The following is a 12,591-nucleotide window of genomic DNA, read 5'->3' on the forward strand; positions in this document are numbered from 1 at the left end:
CCCTGGCAGTCGGCTGACTACCAGGGGTTTTGTAAGATCAATCAATTTAAAATTTTAAGCTTATTTTGCGTCGTAAGCAGCTTGGAAGATCTTGATGATGTCTTCCTTAGTCCCCTTACGAGGATTGGAGAAGGCGTTCCCGTCCTTCAAGGCGTTTTCAGCCATCAGTTCGAAGTCTTCTGGCTTGGCACCGATTTCCTTGATGGAAGCCGGGATACCAACGTCTTGAGACATTTGCTTCATGGCCTTGATGGACAATTCAGCAGCGTCACGGGTTGATAAGCCATCCGTGTTTTCACCCATGATCTTTGCTAATTCAGCAAAGCGTTCTGGGCAAGCGATGATGTTGTATTCTTCAACGTAAGGCAGAAGCAATGCACAGCAGACACCATGAGGGGCATCGTATTGGCCACCCAATTGGTGAGCCATGGCGTGAACGTAACCCAAGTTGGCGTTGTTGAAGGCCATCCCGGCTAACATTTCAGCCTCGACCATCTTGGTCCGGGCTTCCAGATTGTGGCCGTTCGCAACGGCTTCACGTAAGGAAGTTTCAATTAACTTAATGGCTTCGATACATTGTGAGTCGGTGATGGGGTTGTGGTCAACGGAGACGTATGGTTCGATGGATTGAACGAAGGCATCCATCCCAGTCGCAGCCGTCAAGCCCTTAGGCACATCCAGCATCAGAGTTGGGTCGTTGAAGGAAACCAACGGAATGTTCCGCCAAGAAACCACGACGAACTTCAAGTGGGTCTCTTCGTTGGTGATTACCGCGTGACGGGTCAGTTCGGAACCAGTCCCGGCAGTGGTGTTTACGGCGATCAGTGGTGGCAAAGCCTTGTCGAGCGTTTCGATGCCGGCCAACTTGGTGATGTCATCACCGTTGGTCAGGATGATACCGGCACCCTTACCCGTATCGTGCGCTGAACCCCCACCAATGGTAATGATGGAGTCCGCACCAGAGTCTTCATAGAGCTTCTTAACTTCCTTGATGTTACGAATCTTAGGGTTTGGTTCCACGTTGTTGTAGATCACATAATCCACACCAGCGGCGTCCAAAGACTTCAGGCTTTGTTGAACGGCACCATCTTTCATGCCTTCCAAGAATTTGTCCGTCACGATAACGGGCTTCTTCATACCTAACATCTTGGCACGGTCACCAAGCTTGCTAATAACGCCAGGGCCAAAAAAGTTGACACTGGGCATCAGAAAATCATAACTACGTTCAGCCATAATATAAAATGCCTTCTTTCAGAAGTTTTGAAAATCTTTAATACCTTATTCACAAGTGAATTATAACTTAGAAACTTACAGTATGCAACCGTTTTCGACAAAAAGTTTGTTAGTCGACCGTTAAAATCCTGGTATATCAGGCGTTGTGCCCAATGAATAATTTAAAAAGAAACTAAAATAGTCGTTTTCAAAAGACTGTTTTGAATGATGAAAAACTAAACAAAGTTTTCGCTGCCGAGCGCATGATTTAAACTCGACTGGGGTGAGATTCAGAAATCGGGGGGAAGGATTGAGGTCCCGCTACGATTGACTTAAAATAATTAAGGAACTATACATATTCAAATCGAAACAAAATGAACCTAGGAGGGGTTTACATGCAAAGACATCATACGTGGGCCGTGGGGGCATTACTGGTTACCGTAACGGTCGGCTTGTCCGGTTGCTCGTTGTTCGGTTCGCCCAAGAACGTGACGCATCAGGCACGTCAGTCCCAGACATCCGCAAAATCAGGTAAGTTAGCCAAGGACGAGTCGATCATCCAAACGGCCCGTAAGGCCAACGCAACGGGCCATTACCAAGCATCGAACAAGGCGCTCAGTCAAATCAACGTCGCCGAACTTAATGGCAAGGGATTTGGTACTTTGAAGACGGAATTCTTTGATTTACAGAAGAGCAATGATAAGTTCTTGTTGAAGGATGATAAGACTTCCAAGTCGGTCACCACGACCGGCGGGTCCACCACGCAGCGGACCACCGGCACCAACGATAGTTTTGACGGTTATTCGAAGTTCACCGGGGACTATGCCTTCTATAACGATGACGATGGGGATCGGATTCAAGCCGACCTCGACATCGATAGTGATGGGACGGTCATCCAGAACAATAACGACGGTACGGCCTTTCACGGCTACGCGACCATCAAGGACTCGGGGGCCAAGGGCGTCCTGTCTTACGATGTGTCGTCGGGGACCAACGATACCAAGACCATCGACGCCAACGTGGAAATCGACGTGACTTGGAGTAACGGGGAGAACGAGACCTATTACGGCTACACGGCCTACGACGGGAGTACCGTCTTGACTGATGGCCAGTCGTATCACCACGACTTAGTCAATGAAGTTTGGACGCAGGGGTAACCTGGGCGTCCTTAAGGTGAAGAGGCGGTTGCATGCAAGAATTTCATGAGCACCATGTTGCGGAAGCTGCGCAGTGGCGGGCGACTCAGGCCAGCGAACTACAAAAGTTACGCCGGGCGCAGAACCATCTCTGGCTTAACGTGGCGGCGTACTTGGCGATTTCCGTAATTGAGTTTTACTTGGCGGTTGTGGGGCATTCGCAGACCTTACGCGCGGATGCGTTGAATAATTTATCCGGAATCATTTCGGCGGCCTTACTGCTGGTAGGCATCTTTATCGCCCGTGACGTGGACGATGACGACCTGTTGGGGCAACCCTTACCGGAAGACAGTCCGCAGGCGGGACAGCGACTTCAGCTGACCCGGTTTCACTACGAAACGGTCTTTACGCTGATTACCGGTATCGTCATGGTAGGAATCTCCTTCAGCGTCCTCTTTAGCGGGCTCAAGAGCTTGATCCATCCGGAGGAGCAGGAGATTCCGCGACCGATTACCTTAGTCGGGGCCGCGGTTGCGCTGGTTATCATGCTGGGCGTCTGGTGGTTGAACCGTCGCGCCGGGCGCCGGTTGAACAACGCCGCGTTGAGTGCGGCCGCGCAGGATAGTCTGAGCGATGCGCTGACCAGTCTGGGCACGTTGGTCGCCATTGGCGGGGCACTATGGTTCCAGTTCAAATGGCTCGATGGAGTCGCGAGCCTGGTGGTCGGGATGTTTATCCTGACGGCGGGCGTGAAGATCTTCCGCGAGAGCAGCCTGAACTTGGCGGATTATTTCGACCCGCAAGAAGAGGCGACGTTCAAGCAGGTCATTGCGCAATGGCCGGGAGTCCGGGACGTGGCCGCCATTAAGGCGCACTATAACGGCAATATGGTCACGCTAGACGTGATCATCGCGGTCGACCCAGAGATGCGGGTTCAGGACAGCTACCGGTTAGGCGAAGCAATCGAGGAGCAGATGCGCCGTCAGTTTGGCATTGTCGATACCGACGTGATGGCGGTACCTGACGTTCAGAAGTAGGGACCATTGAAAAAGGGATTCCGGAAATGGTGACATTTCCGGAATCCCTTTGTGTTTGGGAGCTAGTATGAGGATTAGAAGGTACGTCCCGCCTGTTCAGCCCGGTCAAAGGCCGCGGCCATGATCTCGGGAGCGTGCGCGGGCGACTGGTCCATGCCCTCGGCGTAGAGACCAGTAAAGTCGTCCACACCCATCACGTGGAGCACGGCCCCAATGTACTGGTGGCCCAGGTCCAACTGACTCAGGTCGGGACGGCCCGTGGAGCCGTGGTAATCGCCCCCGGCCGTCTGTAGGTGAATGGCTTTCTTCCCGTGCAACAGGCCTTCCATAATGCCTTGATCGGTGTAGTGGAAGGTCTGGGAGACCTGCATCACGATGTCGAGGTAGCTCTTCATTTCACTGGGGATGAAGAGGTTGTACATCGGGTTGACGAAGACGTACTTGTCGGCCGCGATGAACTCGTCGATCCACTGCTGCCGGGCATCGTTGAACCGGGATTCATCGGGGTTCAGCGGTTGGTTGACTAGGGCTTTGTTGTAGATGGAAACGGCGATCTTGTTCAGCGGGAACGGCATGTATTCGGAGACATTGTGTTCGATGATGGTGTCTTCCGGATGGGCTTCGCGATAAGACGTGATGAACTGTTGGTAGAACTTATCCGTGGTGGAGTAAGTTTTCGTTTCAGGGTGAGCGTAAATTACTAAGACTTTAGCCATTATAACTCCTCTTTTCTTAACGATAAGTTCAGTATATCAGAAAGCGCTTTCATTTAAAAGATGGTGGGCTGTTTTCGGATGAAAGAGGGGACCAAAAAACGTGACCGGCTTGGCCCTTGAGTGGCGGGGGAAAGTCGGTCACGTTAAACGTTGCGTGGCACCGCAACGGGAGCTAGAAATTAGTGCAATTTAGTCAAAGACGGGGCCCACAAAGTAGGGCTCGGTCACGGTCAACGTTGCGTGGTCCAGGTCAAGCTGGGCGGTGACGCCGTACGGTAAAGCCGTGCGTGGGTAGGCATGACCGAAGTTTAAGTTCGCCATCAGAGGCGTCCCTAAGTCGGCCGTGACGTCTTGCAGAATGGCGGCGTAGTCGGCTAGGTAATGGTTGTCCTGAGGCTTCCCCGTCAGAATGCCGGCCACGGCAGCCAGGATACCCCGTGCCTTGAGGGCCTCCAACATGCGGCGGTAAGTCGCGGGCGTGGGTTGCTCCTCGCTAGTCTCTAAGAAGAGGAGTTTTCCGGCAAAGTCGTTCGCGGTTGGCAATAGGTGGTAACGTTGATTCACCAGGGGCTCGTCGGGATAGCGGGTGTCCGTGATTAGGCTATACAGACTGTCCAGGCAACCGCCTAAGAGGGGCCCACTAACCACGCCGGTTCCCCGTAGGACTTGGTACCCCTGCGTTTCGGGGTGACTGATCCGGGGCGTATCCAGGGCGTCTGCGGAAAAGTCCTGGCGTTCCTGGTACCAGACGGGGCTACTGGTGATGGCCGTCGTGGCGGGGTTCGTGAAGTAGTGATGGATTGTCTGGGCCGTATAGGGTAACAGTTCGGGGCCCAGCTCGGCGAAGTCGTTGAGCAGGCTGGGGCCGTAGTAGGTGGTCAGGCCCAACTGGTAGAGCATCAGGTGGTCTACGGTAGTGTCGGAGAACCCGGTGAACAGCTTAGGGTGTTGGCGCACGGCGGCTACGAACTCGGGGTCATCCAGTAGGTAGGGCGCTAGGCGGTAGGTCTCGATGCCTCCGATGGCGCAGATGATGCCCGTGATACTGGGATCCAGAAAGGCCTGCTTGAGGTCGGCGGCCCGAGCTTCTGGGTGGGCCGCTAGGTAGGCGACGCCCTTGAGGCTGTTGGGCATGCAGACGGGAACCAGGTCGAGGGCCCGTAGCCGTTGGAGGCCGCGCTTAAGTTCGTGAGCGGCGAACGGTTCCCCCAAGGTCCCGGCTGAAAGGCTGACGACGGCCACGTGGTCGCCGGGATGTAACGGTGCTGGTTTGAACATACCAATCCCTCCTCGATAGTGTGAGTTGGGGTCTAGTCTACGCTTAGACGAGGACCTTGCCAAGGGTTACCTGAAGGTACCTACTCGCCAAATGAGAGAAGAGCGGGTACAATGGAAAAAACAACTTGAGGAGGCGCCGCAGATGGCAAAGAAGATGTACAACATGGGGGTTGAAGCGACCTTAGACGTGATCAGTGGGAAATGGAAACCGCAAATTCTTTGCCATTTGAGTATGCGGCCGCAACGGACCTGCGATTTGCGGAACGAACTGCCGCAGATCTCGCAGAAGGTCTTGACGCAACAGTTGCGTGAACTCGCCGCTGATGGCATCGTCGACCGCCAGGTGGCCGGGGACAAGGCGCCGTTTAAGGTGACCTACCGTCTGACCGAGATGGGGCGTTCGCTAGGCACGGTCCTGGTACAGATGTCCGTCTGGGGCGAACACCACGTGGACGAGCTGCACCAAGCGGGCCAACTGGACGTCGGAATTCGCAACGACCATAAGGGGTTTGAACGGCTACTGCAACCTCGTTAGCATGACTGATTGGGCGACTGGGAAGAAATTCCCGGCCGCTTTTTTTATCTAATAGTAATCGGTTTGAATCTCCGGGGGTACTAAAAAGTGCCTACTTTTCTGGGTGTCAACGGGACGGTAGACTGTGAAGCATAGGGAGGTGACGTATGACGACAGAAGCCTTAGAAGGCCTACGGGTCGTGCAGACGTTGGTGGCAAACCCGCGGCAATGGCGAATTCTCTTGTGCCTGATGAACGGCCCCCAAGCGACCGCGGCGTTAGCCCCCGCTGGTACCAGTAATCGCTGGTGGCTGACTTTAGGGGCCCTCTGGGGACTCTGGCGGCATCGCCTGATTGTGTTTCACGTGAAACAGCGGGTCTGGACGCTCTCGCCTACCGGACAGAGCTTGCGGCCCGTCTTCACTGCAATCTTAGCCTGTACCCATACAGAAAATGGAGGTTAATACGGATGAGTTATCAATTTATGGCACCTTTTACCTTTAAGAAGGGCATCACCCTCAAGAACCGGATGGTGATGGCCCCGACCACGACCATGTCGAGCTTCTACGATGGTCAGGTGACGAACGACGAGATCAACTTTTACGGGGCCCGTTCGGGTGACCTGGGGCTGATCATCGGGGAAGTCGCCAACGTGATCGCCAGTGGCAAGGGCTTCGAGGGAGAATTGTCGATTGCTAGCGACGATGACATCCCGGGACTGAGTGCCTTGGCGGACGCCATGAAGCATAACGGGACCAAAGCAGTTCTGCAGATCTTCCATGCGGGTCGGAAATCCAACGACCAGATTCTCCGGGGTCAGCAGCCGGTCAGTGCGAGTGCTGTGCGGGCCGTTTTTCCGGCAGATTCTCAGGAACCGCGGGCGTTGACGGCTGACGAGATCGACGACATCATCACGGCGTTTGGCGCGGCGACGCGGCGGGCGATTGCGGCCGGATTTGACGGCGTTGAGTTGCACGGGGCCAACACGTACCTGTTACAACAGTTCTTCTCCCCGAACTCGAACCAACGGACGGACAAGTGGGGCGGCGACCAGCAGGCACGGATGGGCTTTGCCAAAGCCGTCATCGCCAGTGCCCAAGCAGCCATCGACCAGTATGCGGACCGGCCGTTCCTGTTAGGCTACCGGATCTCACCCGAGGAGATTGAGACCCCAGGGATCCGGCTAGCAGATTCACTGGCCTTCGTCGATATGTTAGGCGATTCCGTGGTGGATTACGTCCACGTTTCCATGGGGTCCGCCCACCGGACGTCGTTGAACGATAAGACGGATAAGACACCGATTCTGACCCAGATCAAGGACCAGTTGGCGGGTCGTAAGCCGTTGATTGGGGTGGGTTCCGTAGAGACTCCCCAGGATGCCGAGGACGTTTTGGCCTTGGGTACGGACCTAGTGGCTATGGGACGGGAGATGATCCGCGAACCCCGGTGGGTCCAGAAGGTCGCTGACCATGACGAGGCCAGCATCCGTTACCAGTTGTCCCCGTCCGACATGGATGAACTGCAGATTCCGCGGGCCATGCAGGATTACCTGAATGGGGCCTTCTATTCCGTGATGCACTTCACCACGGACCCGAATGCGGCAGCCGATTACCAGAATCAGGCGGCGCCGATGGAAGGATTCGAGAAGAAAATGTAAGACACTTCACGGCCACTAGCCGATGTTGAATGGGTTAAATAGCAGGCGTCTGGGATACATGTCCAGACGCCTTTTTTGCGTTTAGTCAAGGGACGCTCCACCCCGTAGTCAGAAATACCTGTTAGCCGGGTGATGAAAGCGGTATCCTAAAGCTAAACAGTTTTTCGAGGGGGATTCACATGTATCAAGCAAACGAACAGCGTTATGCAACCATGCCCTACCGGCGGGTCGGCAACAGTGGTTTAAAATTATCGGCGTTGGGCCTAGGGCTCTGGAACAACTTCGGCAGTGTCGACGCCTTGGCGACCCAAAAGGCGATTATCCACCAGGCCTTTGACCTGGGGATTACCTACTACGACCTGGCTAACAACTACGGGCCGGTCCCCGGAAGCGCCGAGGAGAACTTCGGGCGCATCTTGGCGGACGATCTGCGCCCCTACAGGGATGAATTGGTCATCGCCAGTAAGGCGGGCTATTCGATGTGGCCGGGTCCGTACGGTGACTGGGGGTCGCGCAAGAGCATCATTGCCAGTGCTGACCAGAGCCTGCGCCGGACGGGGTTAGAGTATTTTGACATCTTCTACTCGCACCGACCTGATCCACACACCAATATCGAAGAGACCGCGGGGGCCTTGGACCAACTGGTGCGGGAAGGCAAGGCACTCTACGTGGGTATTTCGAACTATAACGGTGCGCAGACCCAAGCCATCATGCGGGTCTTCCAAGACTTAGGGACGCCGTTCATCATTCATCAGCCACGCTACAATCTTTTTAACCGGGACGTGGAGCAGGACTTGTTCCCAGTTCTGCAGGCGGCGCATAAGTCGGCGGTAGGCTTCAGCGCGTTGTCGCAGGGGCTCTTAACGGATAAATACTTGCACGGCATTCCGGCTGATTCGCGGGCGCGCAAGGCCACGATTCCGTTCTTACACCCCGAACAGGTCGACCAGACCCTAACCACGGTCAAGCGGCTCAATGCGGTGGCGGCCAACCGGCACCAAAGCTTGGCGCAGATGGCGTTGGCCTGGAACCTGCGGGAGCCGGCCATTGCCTGTGTCTTGATTGGCGCGAGTCGCCCCGAACAGGTCGTAGCCAACGTGGCGGCCTTGAAGAACCTGACGTTTACACCAGCCGAGCTGCACGAAATCGACCAGATTTTAGCGGACCAGGGGCCCATTGCTTGGGGAGCTCATTAGAAATTAAAACGCCTGCGTTCAACTGGAGTTTACCGGTTGAACGCAGGCGTTTTGAGATTGAGCCACTGAGATTCAAGCGGCGATGGGGCGAGTTAGGACTGGGCAGTGGGCTGCGTCGGTCGCCGGGGTGCGAATTTATCTGGTGCACCGGTCGCGAGGATCTCGGCGTAACCGTCGACCTTGCAGTTGATGGTGGTCAGGTGATCCTGCAGGTCCTGAATCTCGCTTAACGTGCGGTCCTGTTGGGCTTTCATCATCTGATAACGTTCTGGGATGGTGGCGTCGCCTTCCTGGACTAAGTCGAGGTAGTGGCAGATTCGTTCGACAGGCATACCCGTCGCCCGGAGACAAATGATGATCCGCAACCAGTCGATGTCACTGTCGTCAAAGATGCGATTGTTATGTGCGTCGCGTTTGACGTACGGCAACATACCGTGATCGTGGTAGTAGCGAATTCGATAGGTTGAGATGCCAAGTAAGTCGGCAACTTGGTGAATACTGTAGCTCAAGGGCTAAGCCTCCTTGGAATGATTGTGATGGCCAGCGGATGGTTGGCCGGTGACTAGCGTTAGTTTACGCGCGATACCGAGGCACGACAAGTTAAATGTTTGGTGGGTGATGGGGTCAATTATGGAAAATGGCAGTTGCTAATTGGTCAAGTGAGTCAATCAACTAGCCCCTAGTGACGGAAGCGGAGGCTCCTGGCTTGCAAGTTCAGGGGGGAGTCCGTAGAATACTAAGTGTTGAACACAATTTAGTTGTAAGCAATTGACTTTTGGGAGGCGGCAATTCATGACGTATCAGTATGATGTCTTGTATTTGGGAAGCGGTCACGGCACATTTGACGGGGCCATTCCGTTAGCCAGTAAAGGGGTTAAAGTCGGAGTCATTGAAGAAGGCTTGATCGGGGGAACCTGTCCGAACCGGGGATGTAACGCTAAAATCACGTTGGACGCCCCCGTTGCCGTACAGCGGCAGTTAGCAGCGCTGAACCCGGTCTTAACGGGGCAGACCCAGCTACATTGGGATGCCAGTCTGGCACATAAGAATGCCGTAATCGACGGGTTGCCCGCGATGATTGGCGGCCTATTGAAGAGTGTGGGCGTAGACGTGATCAACGGCCGCGGTCGGCTGGCCGATGCGCACACGATTGCGGTGGGGGAGACCACTTACACCACCGATAAAATCGTGTTGGCGACTGGCCTGCACCCACACCGGTTAGCGATTCCGGGGCAGGAGTTACTCCACGACAGTACGGACTTCCTGGCGTTGCCGGAGATGCCCAAGCACTTAGTTGTGATTGGTGGGGGCTACATCGCCTTAGAATTCGCCACCATCGCCAACGCGGCAGGCAGTAACGTGACGGTCGTGCTTCACGGGGACCAAGCGTTACGGTCCTTCCACCAACCATTTGTTGAACAGGTCTTACGCGAGTTGACGGCTCAAGGGGTAACGCTCCTGCGGAACACCAGTGTGGAAGCCGCTACGGCCACCGCCACCGGAGTACAATTGACCACTAACACGGGCACGGTCTTAGACGCTGACTGGGTCTTGGATGCGACGGGCCGGTTGCCGAATACGGCGAACTTGGGCTTAGAAGACCTGGGTGTGGCGTATACGGCCAACGGAATCACGGTCAACGATCATTTACAGACCAGTGTGCCGAACATCTACGCTTCGGGGGATGTAATCGATAAGACTCAACCGCGGTTAACGCCCACGGCCATCTTTGAATCGACTTACCTGATGCACTTGTTTGCCGACGAAACTACGGCGCCCATCGACTACCCGGCCATTCCGACCACGACCTTTACGTCGCCGCGGCTGGCCCAAGTCGGGGTCACGGTTGCCGAAGCCCAGGCCCATCCCGACCAATACACGGTGGAAACGCACCATATTCCGGATGATTGGTACCGGCAGGTGGGTCAGGAAACGGGGGGCGACAACGCCCTGATCTTTGACCGTGACCACCGTCTGGTCGGAGCCACTGAGGTCAGTGACCAAGCGCCGGACGTGATCAACACGTTACTGCCGGCCATCGTTTTCCACTACGGTCCGGCCGAATTGGAACGCTTAGTGTACCTGTTCCCAACTATCGGCGCTTCGGCGTGGGGCCAACTTTAAATGAATGATGACAACCGTGCGGCTAAGGATGCGCACGGTTGTTTTTTGATTGATTAGTTAGTTTTATTTGACATAGACTAACTAACGATTTAAACTGCATTTAGTTAGTTTTTATATATTTTAGCTAACTAAATAAGCAGAAAGCGGAAGTGGTTCTAGATGACTTACGATTCACAACAATTACTAACTCTATTTGGCCGACTTCTTCAGCAACGGGAATTTGTTGCGGCGGCAATGCGGAGTACCCGGATCAACGACCAAGAGCCGGAACGCAATTCGAATCAATTACGTGTCTTACAGCGGTTGACCCAAGAAGCCCATTTGACGAACTCCGATATTGTAGAGGAGCTGGACATCCGGCCGAGCTCCGCGAGTGCCTTGGTGGCTAAGTTGGAAGGGGCGGGTTTGGTGGATCGCCAACCGTCACCGGATGATAAACGGGTAACCCTGATTTCTCTGACGGATGCTGGGCGAAAATTCCTGGCAACGGCGCACAAGGCGAAGGACGAATTGTCTGAGTCCATTTTTACCACGCTGAGCGACTCGGAGCAGGCCCAATTACGGGATATCTTGCAGAAGCTCTTGCAGGACCTAGAAGCCAAGCAGCCACGTGACTGGGAACGGTCAGCAGATTTTCGGACGTTTATGGAACAAGCACACAAGATGCACCGCGGCTGTGGCATGGGCATGCGTGGTGGCATTGGTCCTAACATGCGGGGGATGTTCCGTGAAGGTCACCGGCCAGGGGATGACGACTAGGTAGACTGCCACGGATGAGCGGGCGACTACCGTGTCGTTCATATTGTTATCAACTGATAAGGCGGATTGATTGCTTGCGCCCCGTAAGTAAGCTAAACTGAAAGCAACTTAACGAACGGGGTGTTGACGAATGGTAGAAAAGAGCTTTACGATCGCAGAACTCAGTCAGTTTGATGGGCAGAATGGTCACCCGGCCTACGTGGCGGTGGACGGAACGGTCTACGACGTCTCTAACGTGGATGCGTGGGCCGGTGGTCAACATCATGGCAACGTTGCCGGAAAGAATTTATCCGCGGCGATTTTAAAGTCGCCGCATGGTAAGGGCGTCTTACAGAAACTGCCAGTCATGGGAACCTTAACCGAATAGATCAAGTGATTAGGGGAGGCGTTCTGCAGGAACGCTTCTTTTTTTGTGGTTGGCTGGTTGTTGCTAGTTGAAACGTTGGTGGGGGACTATGGAAGCCAGCTTTTTAATGGATTAGGGATGGCAGGTTCCTAACAAGGGTGCAAGAGTTGCTTTAAAGGGGTTTGCGGGGGTGTCGTGGGGGAATTGCAGGTGGCTTTCTACTATAATAATGACTAACGGATCAATTCCGTGGATTCTAAGGGGCTGAATAGGGGAGGGGAGCGCAAAAAGGAGAAAATGTTGCGGATGAAAGAGATTGGACATCGATGGTCGAAAAAATAACCCGAACGGTTTTTGATGATTACCCAGGAAACGCACGGCCGATTTATAACGTTGACGAACGCCGGTACAATAAGATTTGTCTTTGAAAAAAGTCGCGATTTATTTGTGTTTTTTAGTTGACGTGGGCCGCTGTGGTTGGTATTCTTATATACGTTGTCACGACGAGTTACCAACTAGACCAATTTGAAAGATTGAAATTAGTTGTTGACAGAGATGACAACGAAATGTTATATTAATTAAGTTGTCGCTTAGCGATGACGGTTCAGCAAGAAAC

At 54.2% G+C, this 12,591-nt stretch carries 13 protein-coding genes; 9 read left to right on the forward strand and 4 right to left on the reverse strand.

What is annotated here, in order from left to right:
* Nucleotides 1-60: 60 nt before the first annotated feature.
* A complete protein-coding gene (locus FD30_RS10745) occupies nucleotides 61-1,233 on the reverse strand; it encodes an iron-containing alcohol dehydrogenase (protein WP_056945009.1) in 1,173 nt (390 codons plus the stop codon).
* A gap of 374 nt (nucleotides 1,234-1,607) precedes the next feature.
* Here FD30_RS10745 and FD30_RS10750 point away from each other — a divergent pair, with 374 nt between their 5' ends.
* Complete coding sequence (locus FD30_RS10750) at nucleotides 1,608-2,369, forward strand: hypothetical protein (protein ID WP_056945010.1); 762 nt, start codon at nucleotides 1,608-1,610, stop codon at nucleotides 2,367-2,369.
* Between the two features lie 32 nt (nucleotides 2,370-2,401).
* A complete protein-coding gene (locus FD30_RS10755) occupies nucleotides 2,402-3,385 on the forward strand; it encodes a cation diffusion facilitator family transporter (RefSeq protein WP_056945011.1) in 984 nt (327 codons plus the stop codon).
* A gap of 74 nt (nucleotides 3,386-3,459) precedes the next feature.
* On the opposite strand, the gene FD30_RS10760 is transcribed toward FD30_RS10755, so the two are convergent.
* Together FD30_RS10760 and FD30_RS10765 are read right to left on the reverse strand one after the other, a co-directional pair.
* Nucleotides 3,460-4,101, reverse strand: coding sequence for an FMN-dependent NADH-azoreductase (locus tag FD30_RS10760; RefSeq protein ID WP_056945012.1), 642 nt, complete (start codon nucleotides 4,099-4,101; stop codon nucleotides 3,460-3,462).
* 189 nt (nucleotides 4,102-4,290) lie between these two features.
* Complete coding sequence (locus FD30_RS10765) at nucleotides 4,291-5,379, reverse strand: S66 family peptidase (protein WP_056945013.1); 1,089 nt, start codon at nucleotides 5,377-5,379, stop codon at nucleotides 4,291-4,293.
* A 142-nt stretch (nucleotides 5,380-5,521) separates the two neighbouring features.
* Between FD30_RS10765 and FD30_RS10770 the strand changes: the two genes are divergently transcribed.
* The 4 genes from FD30_RS10770 to FD30_RS10785 all read left to right on the forward strand — a co-directional run bounded on the left by FD30_RS10770 (nucleotide 5,522) and on the right by FD30_RS10785 (nucleotide 8,746).
* On the forward strand, nucleotides 5,522-5,914 hold the full coding sequence (locus tag FD30_RS10770) for a winged helix-turn-helix transcriptional regulator (protein ID WP_024747885.1): 393 nt from the start codon (nucleotides 5,522-5,524) through the stop codon (nucleotides 5,912-5,914).
* Between the two features lie 146 nt (nucleotides 5,915-6,060).
* On the forward strand, nucleotides 6,061-6,357 hold the full coding sequence (locus tag FD30_RS10775) for a hypothetical protein (RefSeq protein WP_056945014.1): 297 nt from the start codon (nucleotides 6,061-6,063) through the stop codon (nucleotides 6,355-6,357).
* A 5-nt stretch (nucleotides 6,358-6,362) separates the two neighbouring features.
* Nucleotides 6,363-7,550 (forward strand): NADH-dependent flavin oxidoreductase, encoded by a 1,188-nt coding sequence (locus FD30_RS10780; RefSeq protein ID WP_056945015.1) that lies wholly within the window; start codon nucleotides 6,363-6,365, stop codon nucleotides 7,548-7,550.
* Nucleotides 7,551-7,729: 179 nt separating this feature from the next.
* Complete coding sequence (locus FD30_RS10785; protein WP_056945016.1) at nucleotides 7,730-8,746, forward strand: aldo/keto reductase; 1,017 nt, start codon at nucleotides 7,730-7,732, stop codon at nucleotides 8,744-8,746.
* Nucleotides 8,747-8,838: 92 nt separating this feature from the next.
* Here the strand turns inward: FD30_RS10785 and FD30_RS10790 are convergent, their stop codons facing one another.
* Entirely contained in the window at nucleotides 8,839-9,255 is a 417-nt protein-coding gene (locus FD30_RS10790; protein WP_056945017.1) for a MerR family transcriptional regulator, read from the reverse strand.
* 283 nt (nucleotides 9,256-9,538) lie between these two features.
* Here FD30_RS10790 and FD30_RS10795 point away from each other — a divergent pair, with 283 nt between their 5' ends.
* The 3 genes from FD30_RS10795 (at nucleotide 9,539) to FD30_RS10805 (ending at nucleotide 11,996) form a co-directional block, all read left to right on the forward strand.
* Nucleotides 9,539-10,870 (forward strand): dihydrolipoyl dehydrogenase family protein, encoded by a 1,332-nt coding sequence (locus FD30_RS10795; RefSeq protein ID WP_056945018.1) that lies wholly within the window; start codon nucleotides 9,539-9,541, stop codon nucleotides 10,868-10,870.
* Between the two features lie 159 nt (nucleotides 10,871-11,029).
* Nucleotides 11,030-11,629 (forward strand): MarR family winged helix-turn-helix transcriptional regulator, encoded by a 600-nt coding sequence (locus FD30_RS10800; RefSeq protein WP_056945019.1) that lies wholly within the window; start codon nucleotides 11,030-11,032, stop codon nucleotides 11,627-11,629.
* Between the two features lie 130 nt (nucleotides 11,630-11,759).
* Nucleotides 11,760-11,996: a cytochrome b5 domain-containing protein gene (locus tag FD30_RS10805; protein WP_056945020.1), complete on the forward strand. Its 237-nt coding sequence runs from the start codon at nucleotides 11,760-11,762 to the stop codon at nucleotides 11,994-11,996.
* Nucleotides 11,997-12,591: the final 595 nt, after the last annotated feature.

The organism is Levilactobacillus namurensis DSM 19117 (assembly GCF_001434785.1).
In the GTDB taxonomy this organism is placed as follows: domain Bacteria; phylum Bacillota; class Bacilli; order Lactobacillales; family Lactobacillaceae; genus Levilactobacillus; species Levilactobacillus namurensis.